Here is a 20,653-nt window from a genome sequence, read left to right on the forward strand (position 1 = left end):
CGTTGCCCGGATAGCTCAGTCGGTAGAGCAGGGGATTGAAAATCCCCGTGTCCTTGGTTCGATTCCGAGTCCGGGCACCACTTATTCAAAGAACCCGCCGAAAGGCGGGTTTTTGCTTATGGCTTCTACTAAAATAAATACTCTCCCAAAATTTCAGCTCAATTCGCGCCTATCTTCATCAACTTCATTGCTCAACTAGACTTTCAGGTATAATTAGTTCCGATAAAGTGTGTGCCCATTTTTTCTCTCAGGAAGCTTACTAAGTCTCTAACTGATGCTAAATCCGAGATGAAACGCTAAAATCAAAAAATACAATTAGTTCTATTCATTAAATCATCTAGATGCAGAAAACATGCTTATTTTACATCTATATGTTTTAATGAATATCCACCGCCATGAAGATATTGACTATGAACAATACTCCGTCTTTTCAAGATATTATTTATAGCCTTATAGGTGCCATCCCTAAAGGTAGAGTAGTGACTTATGGAACCCTTGCAAAAATGGCAGGTTACCCAAGTTATGTACGACAAGTATGCCAGGTGATAAGAAAAGTTCCTACGGGCAGCACTTTACCCTGCCATCGTATAATTAATGGTCAGGGGAAATTATCTGTTACAGGTGAACATTATATGCGACATAAGAAAGCACTCATGGGTGAAGGTATCATTTTTGGCCCAAATGATAAGATAAAATTGAAACAATATTTATGGGAGGGATTTGATTAGTTATTTTAAACATCCCTCATACCACCTTTATTCTTCAGTCATTATCTTAGGCACTTAGAGTTTACTAGCCGCCTTTATTTTTATTTACCCCCACATAAAAAATAGGCGATTACATCTAAACAACATAAAAACCTGAATGTCATTTTGAATACTCTAAGTACCTGTGCAATTTTAACGTCTCAGCTTATTTTTCAAAATGAGGCTTATGTTCAAGTTCTTTCGCCAAGAAATAATTTAAGAAGGTTCGGATCACTGCAATAATTGCCAATTTAATGAGGCTATCTAAATCTGGGTCTACTGTTGTAACCAAAATATCAGCCGCTAATTGAAATTCCAATGCCGTTGCAAGCCAGTCACCAAACCGATAACGTGCCGCTCTCCCCCCTTTTAATTGGACTAAAATAATTAGTGCTTTAACTAATCCAATAACGACGCAAATGACCGAGATAGTTTCTAATAGTAACTGAAAAACATGAACACTTGAGACCAGTAATTCACGTAAAAAGGCTAAGTCAAACATTGAATACCTCAATGATAAGTTTCAAATTTGTTTATTTTAAATATCAAGTATGACCAACATACAACGCCTTAAGGTAGGATTAAAGCAATAAATAACAGTAAGTTTCATGAAGAAATACATTATCAGTGACCAACTAAGTGATTACCCCAAAAAGACCCTACGGTGGGTAGTGCAAACCCAAATGCAGATTCAACCTTTATCTTAACCTATGATTAGCTTTTTTGAGTTTATTTTGTGATTTTACAAGGACGTAAATTCCCATAGTTAAATTTATCATCGTTTATTAAAATATTTTACTTCTATAAATTAAAAATAAATACAATTCATTATTTTTATAATTTATCTCATTTATTAACTACATTGATAAATCTAACAACATTATAATTTTCAGAAAAAAAATCACTAAAAATAGCTAAAGTAGTTAAAATGAAAATTAATATAGCTTCCCCAGCGAAACAATAAAAATACCAAAATCTTAATTTTGTAGAACATTTAAAAACAGACAAAAAAAACCATCAAAAACTCGCACCTTGAGTATTAAAAATAAAAGTAACATTCAAAATTAAAAAATATACTTACAACATCATTCAATGATAGATAAAAAACAAATTAGTTTAATAGAATTAAAATTACTTTTCAATTCGGCTATTTTATTAAATATAAAAATATTATGACTCCCAAATATTATAGAATCGTTTAACATTACTTGCTGTATAAATAACCGTATGTGAAATATTTCTATGACCTAAATAATCTTGAATGAGACGAGTATCGCGCCCTAAATCAGCTAATGCATAACCACATGCATGCCTTAGCATATGTGGATGTGCCTCTATAGATACATCCGCTTTTTTACCATAGGAACGAATAAGCCCATACACTTGTTGTCGCGAGATTCCGCCACCTTTTTGAGAAAGAAAAACTAAAGAAGAATCTGCATCGCGCCACTGACTTCTAATATGTAGCCACTCATTTAATGCATTATACTCACTCGAAATTAAAGGCTGTGTTGTCGATAAGCCGCCTTTTAATCGCCTAACATAAATAACTCTTGAATTAAGGTCAATATCTTTCAAAGATAAATTACATAATTCACTAACACGAAACCCATGAATAAAACACATTAATAACATGCAATAATCACGTTCTGAATATCGACCTTTTTTAGCCTCATCTAATATTGCATTAATTTCAAAGCGAGTTAGAAATTTACGTTGTTTCATATTTTTCATTTCCTATAATAAGAGTACACAAGATAAAACTAATATATCAAATCTTAGAAAATGATAAACAAATGATTACTTTATACACAGAGAAATACCATTATTTAGTATTAGATAACACTAAAAGTTTTAGATAGATTTGATTATATATCTTCATTGAACTCAATTTAAAATACGTAAAATACAATATGCAGGTGTTTTTTTACTATTTAAATTAACACTTTGCATCAAACTGTTCGTATTATTGTTCGATTACAAGTTTAAGTCAAATATCGCTACTCTAAATCTGCGTTTAACAATAACCAATTGATAATTAAACAATTATTCAATAATCATTTTCAGTATAAAAAATGATTTACAGAATAAAAAGTATTACTACCTAGTAACACACTCCAGACAAATAAAAAACAAAATAAAATACTATTTATGCACAACAAAAAAGATATAAAAACCACCAGATTAACATTCACGCAATGAAAAACCAAACTGGTCAATTTGATGCATATTGTTCGGTTTTTTGTTCATTAAAGATATTTTTAAAGAACGTCAATATTGTACCAAATTAAGATGAAACAAAGGAAAGCACTAATAATAAAACAGTGGTAAGCGTGCTGTTTTATTTAAATATTTAATGTCTTATTTATTTAATGGAAATGTACAAAATGAATCTTAATAAACTTGCTTTAATTTTAGGTCTAGGACTCTCTATTACTGCAGGCGCAGCTAATGCCGCCGACCAAGGACACGGAACTGTCACATTTGAAGGTTCTATCATTGATGCACCATGTTCAATCACACCTGAAACCTCTGAGCAAACAGTTCCTATGGGACAAATTTCTACTGCCGAATTAAAAGATGGTGGTCGTAGTAACTCCCGTGATTTTAAAATCGCATTAGAAAACTGTACGACTGAAACATTAAAAACAGTAACAACAACCTTTACTGGCGCAAGCAGCACAATCGCTGACGGTTCTTTAGCCATTGATGGTAAAGCACAAAATGCCGCTATTGTTATTACTAACGCAGGTGGTAAGCAAATTAAATTAGGCACAGCCTCTGATGCACAAACACTGCGTGACGGTAATAATGACTTAAACTTTGCAGCTTATCTGCAAGGTGATAGCAAAACAGCAGCAACCCCTGGTGCATTTAAAGCTATCGCAACATTCGCTTTAGCTTACCAATAATAAAAAGGCCTAAACACGGATGTATGGCCTAATTAAATTTACATCATTTAATTATATTGTTTTAACACGGAGTATTTATGAATCACTTTGGCATTTTTGTCATGGTGTTTTCAGGAATAATGGTTATACCTGCAATGGCATCTCATGCAGAGCAGGGAAACGGATATGTCTCAGTAGAAGGCTCTATTATTGATAGCCCTTGCGCTATTGATGCCGGAAGTCGTGATCAGACTATTGAATTAATGACGATCCCCGTTAGTCAAATGATACATGATAGAGAAGGGCCAATTCGCCCTTTCTCTATCCGTTTGATTAACTGCACCCTGACACCATTAACACCCGGAAAACCTGATTGGCAATCTTTTGAAATAACTTTTGATGGTTCACTAGACGGTGACAATTTTCAATTATTCGGTAAAGCCAGAGGTGTTTCATTAAAAATTATTGATGCTTTCGGGAATCATGCTCTTCCCGGAAAACCTTTACCTGCTCGTGCAATAGAGCCTGGCACGATGACACTTAATTATGGTATGCGCTTAGTCAGTAATAACCAACGTCTAAAAGCAGGAAATTATAAAACAACAATCCAATTTAAAATGGATTATTACTGAGTTATTGCGAAGGGACTATTATGACTCTGCTATTAAATAAGAAAAATAAAGTCTTCACTGACTCAGCGCGTTATATTTTTAATCCTTTGGCATTAATGGTTATTATTGCCATTACGCAAAATCAATATACCTTTGCGAATACCAATATTGAATTCAATACAGATATTCTAGATGTTCACGATCGTAGTAATATTGATTTAAGTGAATTCACTCATGCGGGCTATATTATGCCCGGCACTTATCCTTTTTACATCAGTCTTAATACTAATACGCTTCCTTCGGTTTATGATATTGCCTATATCACATCCGCAAGTAATCCTCAGGAAACCGTTCCTTGTTTATCACCAGAGGTCATGTCACAACTTGCATTGCAAGATGAATGGCAAAAAAAACTACAATGGTGGAACGATGGCCAGTGTCTAAAAGTCGACTCACTGCCCGGAATGACGGCAAGTGGATCTCTAGCATCAGAAACCATTGTTATCACTATTCCACAAGCCTATCTTGAGTTCACTTCAGATAACTGGGATCCCCCTGCTCGTTGGGATAACGGTGTCGCTGGCGCACTATTTGATTACAACTTAAATACACAGCTCACTGACCCTAAAAATAGCAAATCTAGCCGTCAAATTAGTGGTAATGGGGTTGCGGGGATGAATCTTGGTGTATGGCGTTTTCGTGCAAATTGGCAAGCTAATTATAATGATACATCAGGCCAATCCACTGAACGTCACTGGGATTGGAGTCAATATTACGCTTATCGTGCCATTACATCATTAAGCGCCAAACTCACTTTGGGTGAGGAATATCTGCGTTCAGGTATTTTTGAGTCTTTTCGTTATCTTGGTGCGAGCTTGATGTCAGATGACAACATGCTACCACCCAATTTGCGAGGTTATGCACCCGAGGTCAGTGGTGTAGCAAAAACAAATGCCAAAGTCACAGTTAGCCAACAAGGTCGTGTGTTGTATGAAACGCAAGTGGCTCCAGGGCCTTTTCGCATTCAAGATTTAAATGATGCGGTTAACGGTAAACTTGACGTCAGAGTCGAAGAACAAGATGGCTCCACTCAAGAATTTCAAATTGATACCGCAACAATCCCTTATTTGACCCGCCCAGGCCGCGTACAGTTCAAACTTGCAGGAGGGCGTCCAAGTAATATACGCCACCATACTGAAGGCCCAGGATTCGCATTAGGTGAGTTTTCGTGGGGGATATCTAATGGTTGGTCACTATATGGCGGTGCGCTCGGTGCTGGTGATTACAATGCGCTTTCGGTGGGGGTCGGTCGTGACTTAATGATGTTTGGTGCAATCTCATTTGATGTCACTGAATCGCGAGCCAAGCTGCCTTTAGATAGTAAAACCTATACAGGTGGTTCCTATCGCTTAAGTTATTCCAAACGCTTTGAGCAATATGACAGCCAAATCACTTTTGCGGGATATCGCTTTTCTGAACGTGATTTCATGAGCATGAACCAATATCTTGATCGCCGTTATCGCAGCTCTGTTCAAGAAAATACAAAAGAACTTTATACCATCATGTTGAACAAGCAGTTCACTGATATTGGGCTGAGTGCTTATTTAAATTATAGCCATGAAACCTATTGGAATAGACCTAATACCAAGCGCTATAACTTGTCGTTATCTAAATACTTTGATTTGGGGAAATTTAAAAATATTAATGCCAGTTTATCTGCTTTTCGCAATCAATATGAAGGCAAAAAGAATGATGATGGCGTTTACTTAAACTTTTCCATGCCATGGGGTGATGCCGCAACTATCAGTTATAACAGCATTATCAACCGGACCGGTAACTCACATACGGTAAGTTATTATGACCGATTAGATGATAAAAATAGTTATCGCTTAGGGACCGGACTGAGCTCTCGAGGCAGAGCGACAGGAAACGGCTATTTCCTCCATTATGGTGATTCCGCCACGGTAACCACTAATGCCAGTTATGTTGCCGGAGACTACGCCTCAGCCGCACTTTCTTTACAAGGTGGAGCAACCATAACCCCATATGGTGCAGCACTGCATCGCATCAATATGCCTGGCGCAAGCCGGATCATGGTTGATACCGAAGGTGTTGCTGATGTCCCTATCAAAGGTTTTGGCGCCAACGTGAAAACCAATCGATATGGTAAAGCCGTTATTTCAGATATCAACGATTACTATCGCACCAGTACCAGCGTTGATCTCAATAAGCTTCCCGATAATGTCGAAGCCACCAAGTCTGTTAAACAATTAACTGTTACCGAAGGGGCGATTGCTTATCGTAAATTCGATGTGCTTTCGGGTCTGAAAACCATGGTAAGACTTGCACTTGCAGATGGAAGCTACCCACCGTTTGGCGCATCAGTCCTCAACAGTAAAAAATATGAAGTTGGGATCGTTAATGATAACGGCTCTGTTTATCTTTCTGGCGTAAATCCAAATGAAATACTTAATGTCACTTGGAATGGTGAAACGCAATGCCAGATACAAATTCCGGCACAAATTGAAACAACAGAATTTAATTCATTATTACTCCCTTGCGGGGCTCAACCAACCACAGTGAATGTGCCTCCAGTGACGACGCAAACGGCAACTGACAATCTTGCCCCTAAACAGGTAATAGAGCCAAAGCAACGCTGGTTATTATCGCGACCAGATATTACTTACACCACTGATGATGCTTCACTATAAAGTTTATGGAAAAAGAGTTGATATTTATGAACATAAAAAAAAGTGCCTTGATTACCACAATAATCAGTTTATCTACACTTGCGAGCAGTGGCGCTAATGCTGCCATTGCCCTTGATAGAACTCGCGTCATCTTTAATGGCACAGAAAAAACCATTAGTTTAAACGTCACAAACCAGAACGTTGACCTCCCCTATCTAGCCCAAGGCTGGATAGAAAACGTGCAAGGTGAAAAAGTGGAATCCCCACTGACTGTATTACCCCCAGTGCAACGCATTGAAGCTGGTGAAAAAAGCCAAGTCAAAATTCAATCACTGCCTGACATCAGCAAATTACCGCAAGATAGGGAAAGCGTGTTCTATTTTAATTTGCGTGAAATTCCGCCAAAAAGCTCACAACCAAACGTTTTGCAAATCGCGCTTCAAACACGCATCAAATTGTTTTATCGACCAAAAGCACTTTATGCCTCGCGAACAGATTTGGATTCGCCATGGCAAGAAAAACTCACTATCACCCGTAAAGGTGATGGTTATGAACTGAATAATCCTACCCCTTACTACATCACGATTGTGGATGCGGCAAAAGATCTCAACGGCAACACGATCGCTAATTTTGAGCCTGTGATGATTGATCCTCGAAGTAGCCAGCTACTCAAAGGCAACACAAGTTCATTGGGCACTGCGCCTGTGCTGACTTATATCAATGACTATGGTGGTAGGCCTAAGCTGACATTTAGCTGCAATGGGGTCAATTGTACCGTGGCCTCAGCCTCAGACAATTAAGCGGAGGCTGGTATGAAAAGGACACATCTATATTGCACAGTTGTGCTCTGCACAATACTGCCGTCAATAGTACTCGCGATAGATAGCTGGGAAGTCGAGGGGCTACACGGACAAATTCGTGTTAATGGGCAGCTCACTGAAGCGCCCTGTACGCTCGATATGGCGTCGAAATGGCAGGAAGTTTCGCTTGGTGATGTTCCTGCATATCGGCTACGAAAACCGGGAGATCAAGCGGAACCGGTACCCTTCACCCTACTGTTTCGTAACTGTATTCGGACACAGAGTGTGATTTATGACCAAAGAACGGACACCCCGACATGGGATGCGATGCAACCCGTTGCGACAGTGTCATTCGTGGCGCAAGCCGATAATTATTATCCGCAAATGTTAGCGGTTAAAGGTGTGACCGGGTTAGCGCTAAAAGTCACAGATAAACAAAGGAATGACATTCGCTTAGGTGCTCGAGGCAAACCACAATTTCTCGAATATCCACAAGGAACACTAACTTATTACGTTACCCCCGTGAGAACCCCCGAGAAATTAAGTGAAGGCCAATTCAGAGCCGTAATGGATTTTAGGGTGAATTATGACTGATTTGAAAAAATGGCCACATACAAAAAAATTATGTTTAGTCGCAATAATATGGGCCTCAACAGCCAATGCCAACTTACCTGAGTCACGCATATTACCCTCAAGCAATGCGCGTGCGACTCCGGGGATTGTGTATGTGAACATTAGAGGCATCGTACTTGCACCGCCTCCTTGTGTCATCAATGACGGCAATATGATTGATATTAATTTCGGTGAAGTCATGTCAACACGTATTGATGGGACAGCATACAAAATGCCTGTCAATTACAACATTAAATGCGAAAAAATGCCCAGTAAAGCCATGAAAATGTCAGTACAAGGCAATAGAGCCAAGTTCGACAACAACTCATTATCAACAAATATTGAAGGGTTAGGCATCGCTATTATGCGTAATGACAGCAAACTCCCAGTTGGTCAAACCGTCAATTTCACTTACCCGAATGCACCACAATTTTCGGTAGTACCTGTAAGAGATATGACTCAAACCTTAACGGGTGGCTATTTTGAAGCCATTGCTACCCTACTCATCGAGTATCAGTGAGAGGCGCGCTTATGTTTCAATCAACACTAAATAATACCCTCATTATTAGTTTGATAATGTTGGTATCAAGCAATATTTCATCAGCAAATAACATGAAACTACATGGTATTTTGCTTGAGCCGCCTGCATGTAAAATTCAAGACGATAACGTCATTGATATCTTCTTTGGTAAAAATGTTGGGATACATCGAATCGATGGCATCAATTATACCCAAGAAATTGACTATAAATTGGTGTGCGTTGATAACATCAAAGGTTGGGTTCTCGGCCTTTCTGTCATTGGGCCTCAAAGTAATTTTGATAGCGCTGCATTACAAACGAATGTGAATAATTTAGCGATTCGTTTAACTCAAGATGGCAAGCCCTTTGAAATTAATAAGCGCATAACAATTACACCAACCCGCCCTCCGTTACTCAAGGCAGTACCCATAAAACGCCCGGGAAGTGACTTACCTGAAGGCGCTTTTTCAGTGACGGCAACATTGTTAGCGGAGTATCAATAATGAACAAGTTCATCACAAAATGCTTATTCATGATACTGCTAGCCTATCATGGTTTAGCGCAGGCCATTCCGGATAATTTATATTTCCACGGCATATTAGTATCAGAACCTTGCGTAATTAAGCCTGGGGATGAATCCATTCGTTTAGATTTTGGTAACGTACCCGATAAAAATATCTATGCCTACGGAAGAACGGTCAGCGAAGCATTTTCTATCAATCTAGCTGAATGTGATACCAGTATTGGCAAGTCCGTCAATGTCACCTTTTCAGGAACACCAAGTCTAGTATTACCGGGCTACCTTGCACTGCAAGACAATAGTCGCGCAGATGGATTTGCCATCGGTATTGAAGATGAAACAGGGACTTTTTTGCCCATCAATACCAAAGGGGAGAAGTTACCGCTATCAGATGGCTCAACGCAGCTGAAATTTAAAGCCTATTTAAAAGGTGAACCTGATGCGATTGCTCAGCAAAAAATTAAGCGAGGTCCTTTTAATGCAATTGCGACTTTCAAATTAGATTACGAATAACAAATAAGGTACTTAGCTAACATGAAATGGTTATCGTATATATTTTTCACCAGTATGGCAGCAATCTCTTTACCCGCGAGTGCTGCAATTTTCTCTTACATTACAGAGGCTACTGGCTCTTCCAGTAATGCACAATATACCTACGTCATTGAGCGCTGGGATGAAGAAAATGATGGAACACCCAGCCCCTGTGCGAGCTGGCCAAGATGTTATATCAATATTAATCATAAACATACCGCATCAGGTAATCCCGGAAGCGTGGCTCGGTCATTAGTCGATGTCAGTGGCTTAAGAACTATGCAAGAAGTACGTGCGGCAGTCATAAGAAGCACCGGTTTTCCCATTAATGGAAGAACTAACCATGTTGGAGATCCGTTGGCTAAAAACCAAGAGTGTGTCGGATTGTTTTATCAAAACATAAGCAGTGGATTAGTTGAATCATCAGGTCGTCTACTACCAGGTTCATTATGTGGGATTGCGCCACCACCTGTTGGAGCTTGCCGAATTTCAGAATCGAGTGTCGATATTAACTACGGTAATATTGATGAAGTTAGTCTACCTAACGCTATAGAATCCTCTTCTTTTACAGTTACTTGTAATATTCAAATGGATGTACTTGTCATCGCATCAGGTATGGATAACGGAAAAGTCAGGCTACGTGATGACGGCAGTTTAAAAGCCAGTTTATTTCTCAATAATACTGTTCCAGGCCAAACAGGAGTCTCGGTTCGAGTGCCTGCAGGTGGAGGCGTCAAAGTAGGGATCACCTCCAAACTAGAAACTAATGGGCGTGTTAAAGCGGGGCCTTTTCAAGGGGCTGGTTCACTTATTTTAACGGTGCCATAAATAATTAGGTTATCACTATGTCAATACGAAACGATAGTAACAGAATACATTACTATATAGGTCAGCGCATTTTGAGAAAACGCAAAGAACTCGGCTATACCGGTTCACAATTAGCGAAATTATTGAATATAAGCCAGCAACAGTTTTCTCGTTATGAGAGAGGAAAAAATAGAATTAACCTACTTAGCTTATTCAAAATAGCCGTTGCGTTAAAAACACCGATGAATTGGTTTATAGAGGACATCAGTAATCAGCTTGATACTATTTTAGAAGAAGAACCCATAAACGCTAAATATAATTTTATACAGTCTTACGACTCAGTCCAATTAGCGAATGAGATAAAGCGGCTATAATATATCATGATATTTATAGCTTAATAGGCGTTGTCAATTTAAAAATGGCAACGCCTATTATAATTATGACATCTTGAAATAATATTCAAAATACAGACAACTGTACTGTGATATTAAAAATTAACATTCCCACAAATAATCAATCAGATAAGTATTTTTCTTTTTCATATTATTAGGAATATTTACGGCTGTGTTAGATAACATAAGACTGTATGATTAACCTAGCTATCTATCTGATGATTTCAACAGGGATTAAAATGGAACAAAAACAATACTCACCAAAATGGCAGAAGCGTTTTGCCTTTTTTGATAAATACGGCTCACCAAGTACACCCGAATTTAAAGCTGCATTAAAAGCGGAGTCATTTGGTGGAAGAATTCTTATCAATATGAATATATTCGCTTTTTTCTTTGGTATTATTTATTTTTTAATTTTAGGTTTATGGAAAAAAGGCCTTGTACTGCTCGGTGTTTCTATCGGTATCGGTATTATTGTTGGCACGATTGATATGCTACTTGGCGATGTTTTCCCTAATGGCGTTTACACCGGATTATCAGTAGGGATATCAGCGCTCTGGGCTATGATTGCAAATTATGCTTATTATCTAAAAGAAACCAAAGGGTTGGATAGCTGGAATCCATTTGAAGGCATTAGAATGGTTTAAATTTCATGACCATACTTAGTATGTAGTAATTTTTATGAAAAGGCGCCTATTGCTGTTCATCTTATTTTCAATAAGCGCCTTTTTAATCAAAATCAGAAAGATCATCAATAGAAATACCTAATATCAGTCGTTAGTTTAAACTCAAATAAATTGACATAAATAAGACATAAATATTAATAATAACCAAATAGCACAAGATGACAAAATTAACCACTCCAGTAAAATTAAAAAATCATTTTAAATAAAATCATTATATTTAAAATAAACATAATGAAACAGCTTGAATCTATTTAAATAATATTTTACTGGCCTAAAAAATTAAATATATAAAATTTCAACTATTTAATTTTATATATTTAGTTAACTCATTATATTTTAAACTAAAATTAAATTAGCTACTGTGGTTTAGTGCTTATATTTAATAGCCGAGCACGGTAATCCGTTGGGCTTTTACCATAATATTGACGGAATGCATGACTAAATGCAGAATGAGATTCATAACCAATGGAAAATGCTGTTTGTTCAATGGAAAGATTGGCTAATAGTAAACGCCCAGCGGCCTCCATTCTCTTTTGTAATAATAATTGCATCAGTGTTAATTGAGTTTCGGCTTTGACTTTCCGCTGTAATGTACTGATAGACATATAAAAAGCACTAGCAATATCTTGGCAGCTAAGAGGTAAATGTAACCGGGAATTAATCCATTTAATTAGTTCATCAATCCATCGGTTATCAGTTTTTAATTGTGCAAATAATAATTGTGCAACAGTAAAACTTTGCTCTGGAGGTTGAGGAAAACGATGTAACCAGCTTAAAAGGCCATTTGCAGCAGGCGTTAATGTAAATTGGCTTATCTTTTCATTCAATGCCCATTGTGCTGTCGCGGGCATTTCAAGTACATAGTTCTGATTACCAATTCGGCCACTAAAAGCATGACTAACACTTGGCGGGATCACCATCCCACTACCCATACTTAATAAGAAATGCTGCCTATCCATATTGATTTCCATTTCACCTGATAATGCACATACAACTTGCCAATGCTCATCATGTTGATGAGAAATGACTTCGTCTGAGTACTGACGGAAATGAAGTTCAGGTAATTGCAACGGAATACTCCTAATCAATATAAGCTAGAAGTATAACCTTTTTATATATGAAAGGCAGTAATACAAAGTTTAGAAGTTCTTCCTCACCCCAATATAAAAACATAATTATAAATAATTCAAATTACCATTAAGCGAGAAGTGCCCCATTGGGAAGTGGTAAATTAAACTCTGCTAATACAATTGCCCCTGATTCATCGGGAGCGCCTGTAATGAGTACTTCAGATTTAATGCCAGCTATCCGCTTTGCTTCAAAATTACAAACGCATAATACGCACTTACCTACCAAATATTCTGGTGTATAATTAACCGTAACTTGAGCACTAGAACGCTTAACACCTAGCTCACCAAGATCAACATCTATAATATAAGCGGGCTTTTTAGCTTTACTATTTACTTGTACACTTATAATTGTCCCCACCCGCATCTCCACACGCGTGAAATCATCCCATCCAATAGTTTGCATAAAATCGACTCCTAAACATTATCATTATTAATGATTAATTTAGCATAGAAATAATTAAAACTATTGTCGCCAAACATGCATTTTATATTGTGAAACAGTCAATATATTAATATTTAACATTGGAAAATAATGCCCTCAAAAATTGAAGGCAATTATATTAAAAACAATAAGAAAGAGAGATAGCTTTTTACATGGTAGAAAAAACATTCATAATAATACCACCTGAGATAATCAGGCCCATTGCAAACACTGCTGGAAAATCAGGTTTCTGCTTGTATAAAATCATTGAAACTAAAGTGACGCCAACAATCCCAAACCCACACCACAGTGAATAAGCGACCCCTACTGGGATATAACCCATTGCACGGGTTAATGCAAAATAGCAGACACAATAGGCAATAATAACTAATATTGATGGCGCTAATTTACTAAAACTATTGGTTTTTTTAATCATCGACGTACCTGTTATTTCAGAGCCGATAGATAATGCTAGCCATAAAAATCCTGTAAACATAGTATTTCCCTCAACATTTATAATTAATGAGCTGCTTTATTGTTAATTGGTAGTGAAGATTCTGCTGTCGATTCTTTAACTTCATCCGTTTCTTCAGCGCCCATTTTGGAAAATAGATTCATAATAACAATCCCACTCGCAATAACTGCCATACCAATCATGGCTGCGGTATCAGGATGTTGGCCATAAAATACCATTCCCAGTGTTGAAACCATCAAAATACCGGTACCTGACCATGTTGCATACGCTAATCCAACTGGAATATTTTTAACCGCCCGCGAAAGGGAGTAATAGCAAATAACATATAGAACAATAATTAAAGCTAATAATAATGATTTAGTCGTTCCCTCACTATTATCAAACATTTTTAATGTTGATGTTGCTGATGTTTCAGAAATAATAACCGCTAGCATCCAAAGCCATGATTTTGCTTTAGGGGACATGGGTAACGCTCCTATTATTAATATTTTTATATTTAAATACAATGAGGTTTAATTTAAATAAATTTATTTATTTAATGATTTCAAATAATCTATCGCTGAATCTGTGAGCTTGTTCCTCTTCAAACAATATATGCCAGGGTCATCCATTACCTCTTTTAAAGTAATGTAACGTTCCCGATTGGTATTTTTTATATTAGATTTTTTATTTTGTTCGCATCTAGTTATTAGCAATTTCTCTTCAATATTATTAAATGAATCAAACTGGACACCTAATAATATTGCTTTATTGATATTATCTTTAATAAGATTGTTGTATTGTTCATTCTTATTCAAACCTAAAATTTGATTTAACTCACTCTCAGGGCAACAATGATATTTTAGTGCCATTATCGGTATATCCTGCGATAGCCCCTGCAAAACTAATTGACTCTCTTCACTGATAAACAACCCATTAGCGACTTCACCTACTGCTTTCGTACCAATAAAAGGTAGGAAAATACAATGATACTGATGAAGACCTTCAATATTAATAGTCTCTTTTGTTATTATGTTACCAAGAGATGCCCATTGTGCTATGTTTTCATGAGTCGACATCATATCGGCTGCATAAACAGTAAAGGAAACAGAAGTCATCTGCATTAACCGTTGATATATTGCCTGCTCATGACTTTGTGCAGGAGATAACACAACAAGTACCTGTTTTTTCAACCGTGATAAAACTTGTGCAACGATCTGTTCAATTAACTTTTCGTTCATCTTGCACCTTCTTGTTAGCTAACAACAAAGACACTATCATTGTTACGCAAACCAGCCGCATTAGCTTCATCAGTATCAATATGAAATTCAAGAGAAAATCGCTCATCGACTCGAACAACAACCTCATCGAAAGTCAAACTGCGTTCCCCTTCAGTACGAATATGCACTTTTTGGCCATTTGCCACATTCAATGCTCTAGCATCCATCATATTCATGTGGATATGGCGTTGAGCACAAATCACTTGTTCTTCCAGATTAACATGCCCTGCCGGCCCGATTAATAATGCACTTCCCGAGGTATTTAAATCTCCCGACTCACGCACTGGCGCTTTGATCCCTAAAACAAAACAATCGGCTTTTGACACTTCAAGCTGACTTTTGGGACGTACAGGCCCGAGCACTCTCACTTTGCTAATCGAGCCTTTCGGCCCAACGACAATGACACATTCTTTTGCCGCAAATTGCCCCGGCTGCTTTAGCTCTTTAAAAGGTGTTAATTGATAACCTTGGCCAAATAATATCTCGACATCCGCTTGCGAAAGATGAACATGGCGATTAGAAATGCCCACAGGAATAGCAATATCAGCATCCATTCCAACCACCGAATTGTGCGCTGAAAGACGAGAGAGAATTTTCCCCATCAATTGCTGATTAATCATGATTTCTTACCTTTGTTCAGTCCACTTTTCTGCTCTTTACTGATGCTATCAATTTTCACATCAACGATGCTCGCCGCCGTTTTTTCCTCAACCAATAATTGTTTTTCAACAACAATCTCTTTCGGCTTTTCTATTTTTGCCATGTCACAAGCTAGCTCAGTACTTTTGTCTAACTCACCTTGGCTATTTTTTACTGCTAATAGCTTGGTGATAACACTCGGATCAGGTCGTGCGATCACCAGCGAACCCACTAATAATTGGCTATCAGCTATCACACTAATGCCATGGTCAATGGCTGTGTGAACAGCACTAATTTCACCTTGAAAATAAATAGAAATCAGCCCAGAACCTATTTTTCGATAACCGACGACTTCTACACTCGCGGCTTTACATGCTGCATCTGCGGCTTTTATTGCAGATACCAATCCTTTAGTCTCAATCACACCTAAACTTTTCATTTGTCTCTCCTACTTAGTGACGAACAAGTCGAATATCGAAATCAAACGTTTTAAAGAAAGCGTCTAGTTTGTCTAACTCTTCAGCGCTATAAGTCGGGTCTGTCTTCATGGGATAAATCATGTCGAGTTTGTCGTATTTACCACGACCTAATTGATGATATGGGAGGATATCCACTCGGCTCACATTGCCCCGTTTTGACAACTCCATCGCATATTTGATAGCGCCGGTAATAGCATCGAATGAATCGTTATAACCACGAACTAGAGGCATTCGGACAACAATATTTGCCCCTAATTCCACCAGCCTTTCGAGATTACGGCGTACGTTTTCATTACCAATACCAAATAAATTTTTGTGCTGATGAGTATCAATATGTTTAATATCGAATAAAAATAGGTCGACAACTTGCGCTAACTTTTCATAGTTCGCTAATGAGGTTGTTCCTTGTGTTTCCACAGCAGTGTTGATCATCATTTTTTTGCATTCACGCAATAGCTCAACCGCAAAATCAGTTTGTAGGCTCATTTCACCACCACCGATCGTCACACCGCCACCCGAAGAAATATAAAAATCATAATCTTGCATGATGATTTCCATCATTTCTGCTACCGTGACATCTTTTCCCATAATGTCTAAAGCATCACCGATACAAACCTCTTCACACTTACGGCAACCAATGCAATCAATGCCCCTATTCACCCGATGAACCTGTTCCCCTTGTTCATTGTTTGTCATGTAATGAATACCGACAGGGCATACATCCACACATTTGCCACAACTGACACACTTATCATGGGAAAACATCACTTGAAATTGGCTACTAAGTCCTTCAGGGTTGGAACACCAAGGACAACGAATGTTGCACCCTTTAAGAAAGATCAGAGTACGAATACCATCACCGTCATAAATAGAGTATTTTTGGATATTAAATATCCGCCCTCTAATGTCCGCCGCTGCTGTATTCATCATCACGCCTCCAAATTACAATCAAAATTTATTGTTTTTATTATGAAAAGGCAGATGAATCTCCTTCATCTGCCAATCTAAAGTTAGAACTTCTCAATTACCGTACGGCTAATAATTTCGTCCTGAACTTCTTTACATAATTCAACGAAGTAAGCGCTATACCCGGCAACACGGACGATTAAGTCACGATATTTTTCAGGCTCTTTCTGTGCTTGTTTCAACATTTCATTATCAACGTAGCTAAACTGCATTTGACCATTGCCGAGAATCGATGCGGTTCTCAGTAAGGTAATCAGCCCATTGCGACCTTCTGGTGTATCTAACAAACCTTTCAGGAACTTGAAGTTATGCACCATACCGATATTCATGGTTTCAACATTCATTTTGCTGATAGATTTGATAATTGCCGTTGGACCTTGTTTATCCGCTCCTTGCGTTGGACTAATACCGTCAGATAAAGGCATCCACGCTAAACGACCATTCGGTGTCGCCGCAGTTAACTCGCCAATTGGCGTATTATTCGAGATAGATAATGTCCCATGGCTCAATGTTGAATAAAGCATCTTGTATTGACGACATTCGCGCTCCGTCCACTCGGTAATATCCAGCGCATACTGGTCAACATAATTGTCATCATTACCAAATTTAGGCGCATTTAAGCAGTCACGACGCAATTCTTCATAGCCTTCAAAGTTTGCCAATAGACCATCACGAACTTGTTCAAGGGTATATCGACCATCTTCATAAACTAGCTTGCGAATAGCAGCTATAGAGTCAACATAAGTTGCTAGACCAGAGAAAATTAAGCCTGGACCGTGATTGACCATCGCACCACCAGCCGCAACGTCTTTACCTTGCTCCATGCAACCTTCAACAAAGAGAGACATTAATGGTTTTGGCGCAACATCACGGTGGACACGTTGGCTAATCACCGTACCGATGGCAGATAAGCGAACTATGTGTGAGATTTGTGCTTTTACTGCTCGGTCAAAATCTTCAAAGGTTTTTAGGTCACGTAAATCGCCGGTATCAAGGCCTTGATAGCTGTCAAATAGCACCATACGACCGCGGTTTAATACAAACTCAATTGCAATTGGCCATTGGGTGTAACCCGTTGAAGTCCACTGATAAATACGGCCTGATTTTTGTGGTTCAACGCAGCCCATCAAGCAATAGTCACGAGCATCTTCAAAATCAAAACCTTTACGCAACATCATTTTGATGTGTGAATCATCGAAATGGCAGGCAGGGAAGCCCATTCCTGCTTTAACCACATCGACAATTTTTTCCATGTATTTCTGTGGTGATTGGTTATGGATACGGCAAGCCAGTGATGGCTGATACACTTTAACGAAGCGTACTGCATCCATAATCAAGTAAGTCAGCTCATTACAGGCATCGCCACCAGAGCGTTTTTGTCCACCAACAGTTAAATTGATAAATGGTTGATATCCCGCAAAATATTTCGCCCCTAGCTCGCTTGACATCCACATTAACTCAGCACATTTAATGATAAATGCTTGCATCATCTCCAATGCTTGATCTTGTGTTAAACGACCTGTTTTGATGTCGTTTTCATACATTGGGAAGCAATATTGGTCTACGCGCCCTAAAGATAAACCGGTTTGATTTTCTTCGATTTCAAACAGTGATTCGATAGTCCAAATACTTTGCAGTGCTTCTTGTAACGTAGTCGGTGGATTTGCAGGTACGTTTTGGTTAACTTCAGCAATCGTCAGTAACTCTTCGCGACGTTTCTGATCCGTTTCTTTAGCCGCTAATTCGCGAGCACGTTCAGCGATACGATGTGCATAAGCCACCACACCTTCACAGGTTTCAATTGACGCTTTGTAATAATAAATACGGTCAATATCTTCTGGGTTTTCCATATTCAATTGGGCAAGCTTGGCTTGAGCATCAGCCTTGATACCGTTCATACCCTTAGTGAATAACAACACGTCATAGCCTGGGCAAGTATCACCGCCACCATTGATTTGGTGATAAGACAAGTCACTGACAAAAGTTTCACCGCTGAATTCCCACACACCCGCTTCACGATATTGCGCTTCGCAAATTTCATCTAATGAGCGATTTTCCCAAAAAGGTGCAATATCTTCGCGGATCGTACGTTTATCTTCTTCTGAAATGTAGAATGGGTCCTGTGGACGTGTGCCCATCGTATCGAGTTCTTCGACAACCCAACGCCATGCAATATCCGGTGAGAATGCACCCGCACGCGGCTTACCGCATGGATGTCCAACAATCAATTCTTCATCTTGGATAAGAATAGGTGCCGTTTCACAAGCGCGGCGGAATGCTTTCGCACGTAATAAAATGGTTGGTAAACCCGGATTGTTTTTAGCAACTTCAGTAAACGTCAGTGCGCGATAAATTGAAACGCTTGGACGTGCTTCTAAGTAATTATTGCGTAGACGCTGTAAACGCGGCGTAAGGCCTTCCATGACTTTAAATTCGTGATTAGCTTGCTCAGCAGGAGCAATATATCCCGCTTGAGGTGCACCATACTGCGGCTGACTACTGGCTTGGCCGCTGTATAAACGCACTTTGAAATTAGCCGTTAATGTCGATAAGTTTTCATGAGCAGACAGCAACATTGCCGATAATTCATTGATGCACAGACGAGGATCATTAAGGTAAATACCTTGAGACATCCCATCAAACATTGGGTAGCCATCAATAGATTTTGTCGAACGAACCTCAGATAATTCAGCTAATTTCAACCATAGACTTTCAACAATTTCATAAGCTTGCGATTGTGTTAAGCGTCCTTGTTCAATATCACGCTGATAGAATGGATAAACGGCTTTATCAAAGCCCATTGGGTTGACCGCATAGCTGCCATTTTCTAAATGCAAAATCAGTTGTAATAAATAGAAAGCTTGGCAAGCTTCTTTGAACGTTTGAGCCGGTTTTGCAGGCACATTACGTAAAATTTCGGCGCTATCTTGTAGCTCTGCGCGACGATATTGATTACCTTCTGCGGCGGCCATGTTATCGGCTTTAGCCGCTAACGATTGTGCAAAACAGATAGCCGCATCACATGCGTAGATAGCAGAACGGCAATTATTTGCCTCATCAATACTATTACGGCTAACAGCACTACCAATGTTACGCACTCGGTCTTCTAATTTGCCCTTAAGAGCCACAAAACCCACATTTAAAACGGCTAAATAATCAGGTGCAGCGATGGCGCTATCACCAGCAAGAAATTGATAAATACTGTTACTGTGAATTTCACTTTCCGTATGGAAAATCGCACCGCGTGGGGTTGATGATTGGCTACCAATAATCAGTTCATCTTGTGCGATAAATGCGGGGAAATTACGCATAAATTCATAAAAACGCTGAGCAGGTTTAATCGCCTGCGGGACACCGGTCAACTGATTGCCCAGTGCTTCAATAATATTGGCACGTTCGGTAATGATTGAGCTATTGCGGGCACTTAAACGGTCAGCCAGCATTTTCACGCGTGGGGTCAAAGCATATTTGGCCATGT

At 38.7% G+C, this 20,653-nt stretch carries 23 protein-coding genes and 1 tRNA gene; 13 read left to right on the forward strand and 11 right to left on the reverse strand.

Annotated features, from left to right (window positions below; genetic code table 11):
- Positions 1 to 4 precede the first annotated feature (4 nt).
- A tRNA-Phe gene (locus DD649_RS16560) sits at positions 5 to 80 on the forward strand.
- Between the two features lie 330 nt (positions 81 to 410).
- Positions 411 to 728, forward strand: coding sequence for a methylated-DNA--[protein]-cysteine S-methyltransferase (locus DD649_RS16565; RefSeq protein WP_294109572.1), 318 nt, complete (start codon positions 411 to 413; stop codon positions 726 to 728).
- A gap of 184 nt (positions 729 to 912) precedes the next feature.
- On the opposite strand, the gene DD649_RS16570 is transcribed toward DD649_RS16565, so the two are convergent.
- On the reverse strand, positions 913 to 1,248 hold the full coding sequence (locus tag DD649_RS16570) for a DUF1622 domain-containing protein (RefSeq protein WP_294109574.1): 336 nt from the start codon (positions 1,246 to 1,248) through the stop codon (positions 913 to 915).
- A 668-nt stretch (positions 1,249 to 1,916) separates the two neighbouring features.
- Positions 1,917 to 2,471, reverse strand: a complete 555-nt coding sequence (locus tag DD649_RS16575) for a tyrosine-type DNA invertase (protein WP_294109575.1) — start codon at positions 2,469 to 2,471, stop codon at positions 1,917 to 1,919.
- A 662-nt stretch (positions 2,472 to 3,133) separates the two neighbouring features.
- Here DD649_RS16575 and DD649_RS16580 point away from each other — a divergent pair.
- The 11 genes from DD649_RS16580 (at position 3,134) to DD649_RS16630 (ending at position 11,767) form a co-directional block, all read left to right on the forward strand.
- Complete coding sequence (locus DD649_RS16580) at positions 3,134 to 3,658, forward strand: fimbrial protein (protein WP_294109578.1); 525 nt, start codon at positions 3,134 to 3,136, stop codon at positions 3,656 to 3,658.
- Positions 3,659 to 3,735: 77 nt separating this feature from the next.
- Positions 3,736 to 4,269 (forward strand): fimbrial protein, encoded by a 534-nt coding sequence (locus DD649_RS16585; protein WP_336430972.1) that lies wholly within the window; start codon positions 3,736 to 3,738, stop codon positions 4,267 to 4,269.
- 20 nt (positions 4,270 to 4,289) lie between these two features.
- Positions 4,290 to 6,959: an outer membrane usher protein gene (locus DD649_RS16590; RefSeq protein WP_294109582.1), complete on the forward strand. Its 2,670-nt coding sequence runs from the start codon at positions 4,290 to 4,292 to the stop codon at positions 6,957 to 6,959.
- 26 nt (positions 6,960 to 6,985) lie between these two features.
- Positions 6,986 to 7,738: a fimbria/pilus periplasmic chaperone gene (locus DD649_RS16595; protein WP_294109584.1), complete on the forward strand. Its 753-nt coding sequence runs from the start codon at positions 6,986 to 6,988 to the stop codon at positions 7,736 to 7,738.
- A 12-nt stretch (positions 7,739 to 7,750) separates the two neighbouring features.
- Entirely contained in the window at positions 7,751 to 8,332 is a 582-nt protein-coding gene (locus DD649_RS16600; protein WP_336430973.1) for a fimbrial protein, read from the forward strand.
- Positions 8,325 to 8,870, forward strand: a complete 546-nt coding sequence (locus tag DD649_RS16605; protein WP_336430974.1) for a fimbrial protein — start codon at positions 8,325 to 8,327, stop codon at positions 8,868 to 8,870. The genes DD649_RS16600 and DD649_RS16605 overlap by 8 nt, the downstream gene beginning before the upstream one ends.
- A gap of 11 nt (positions 8,871 to 8,881) precedes the next feature.
- On the forward strand, positions 8,882 to 9,373 hold the full coding sequence (locus tag DD649_RS16610) for a fimbrial protein (protein ID WP_294109590.1): 492 nt from the start codon (positions 8,882 to 8,884) through the stop codon (positions 9,371 to 9,373).
- Positions 9,373 to 9,903: a fimbrial protein gene (locus tag DD649_RS16615; RefSeq protein WP_294109592.1), complete on the forward strand. Its 531-nt coding sequence runs from the start codon at positions 9,373 to 9,375 to the stop codon at positions 9,901 to 9,903. Before DD649_RS16610 ends, DD649_RS16615 begins: the two co-directional genes overlap by 1 nt.
- A gap of 21 nt (positions 9,904 to 9,924) precedes the next feature.
- Positions 9,925 to 10,749 (forward strand): adhesin, encoded by an 825-nt coding sequence (locus DD649_RS16620; RefSeq protein ID WP_294109595.1) that lies wholly within the window; start codon positions 9,925 to 9,927, stop codon positions 10,747 to 10,749.
- 17 nt (positions 10,750 to 10,766) lie between these two features.
- Positions 10,767 to 11,102: a helix-turn-helix transcriptional regulator gene (locus tag DD649_RS16625; RefSeq protein ID WP_294109597.1), complete on the forward strand. Its 336-nt coding sequence runs from the start codon at positions 10,767 to 10,769 to the stop codon at positions 11,100 to 11,102.
- Between the two features lie 257 nt (positions 11,103 to 11,359).
- The gene (locus DD649_RS16630; RefSeq protein ID WP_294109599.1) at positions 11,360 to 11,767 is read left to right on the forward strand and encodes a DUF2628 domain-containing protein; all 408 of its coding nucleotides are present in this window, start codon (positions 11,360 to 11,362) and stop codon (positions 11,765 to 11,767) included.
- Positions 11,768 to 12,162: 395 nt separating this feature from the next.
- On the opposite strand, the gene DD649_RS16635 is transcribed toward DD649_RS16630, so the two are convergent.
- The 9 genes from DD649_RS16635 to cutC form a co-directional block, all read right to left on the reverse strand.
- Positions 12,163 to 12,876: an AraC family transcriptional regulator gene (locus DD649_RS16635; protein ID WP_294109602.1), complete on the reverse strand. Its 714-nt coding sequence runs from the start codon at positions 12,874 to 12,876 to the stop codon at positions 12,163 to 12,165.
- 127 nt (positions 12,877 to 13,003) lie between these two features.
- Positions 13,004 to 13,339: a tRNA-binding protein gene (locus DD649_RS16640; protein ID WP_294109604.1), complete on the reverse strand. Its 336-nt coding sequence runs from the start codon at positions 13,337 to 13,339 to the stop codon at positions 13,004 to 13,006.
- A gap of 187 nt (positions 13,340 to 13,526) precedes the next feature.
- Positions 13,527 to 13,853 carry a multidrug efflux SMR transporter gene (locus DD649_RS16645; protein WP_294109606.1) on the reverse strand — a complete coding sequence of 109 codons (327 nt, stop codon included), beginning with the start codon at positions 13,851 to 13,853 and terminating at the stop codon, positions 13,527 to 13,529.
- Positions 13,854 to 13,876: 23 nt separating this feature from the next.
- The gene (locus tag DD649_RS16650) at positions 13,877 to 14,296 is read right to left on the reverse strand and encodes a multidrug efflux SMR transporter (RefSeq protein ID WP_294109608.1); all 420 of its coding nucleotides are present in this window, start codon (positions 14,294 to 14,296) and stop codon (positions 13,877 to 13,879) included.
- 63 nt (positions 14,297 to 14,359) lie between these two features.
- On the reverse strand, positions 14,360 to 15,052 hold the full coding sequence (locus DD649_RS16655; RefSeq protein WP_294109610.1) for a hypothetical protein: 693 nt from the start codon (positions 15,050 to 15,052) through the stop codon (positions 14,360 to 14,362).
- A 14-nt stretch (positions 15,053 to 15,066) separates the two neighbouring features.
- Complete coding sequence (locus DD649_RS16660; protein ID WP_294109611.1) at positions 15,067 to 15,711, reverse strand: phosphate propanoyltransferase; 645 nt, start codon at positions 15,709 to 15,711, stop codon at positions 15,067 to 15,069.
- Positions 15,708 to 16,169 (reverse strand): BMC domain-containing protein, encoded by a 462-nt coding sequence (locus DD649_RS20150; protein ID WP_336430975.1) that lies wholly within the window; start codon positions 16,167 to 16,169, stop codon positions 15,708 to 15,710. The genes DD649_RS16660 and DD649_RS20150 overlap by 4 nt, the downstream gene beginning before the upstream one ends.
- A 13-nt stretch (positions 16,170 to 16,182) precedes the next feature.
- Entirely contained in the window at positions 16,183 to 17,136 is a 954-nt protein-coding gene (gene cutD, locus DD649_RS16670; protein WP_294109700.1) for a choline TMA-lyase-activating enzyme, read from the reverse strand.
- 83 nt (positions 17,137 to 17,219) lie between these two features.
- A complete protein-coding gene (gene cutC / locus DD649_RS16675; RefSeq protein WP_294109613.1) occupies positions 17,220 to 20,651 on the reverse strand; it encodes a choline trimethylamine-lyase in 3,432 nt (1,143 codons plus the stop codon).
- Positions 20,652 to 20,653 lie beyond the last annotated feature (2 nt).

Source organism: Providencia sp., from assembly GCF_003533305.1.
In the GTDB taxonomy this organism is placed as follows: domain Bacteria; phylum Pseudomonadota; class Gammaproteobacteria; order Enterobacterales; family Enterobacteriaceae; genus Providencia.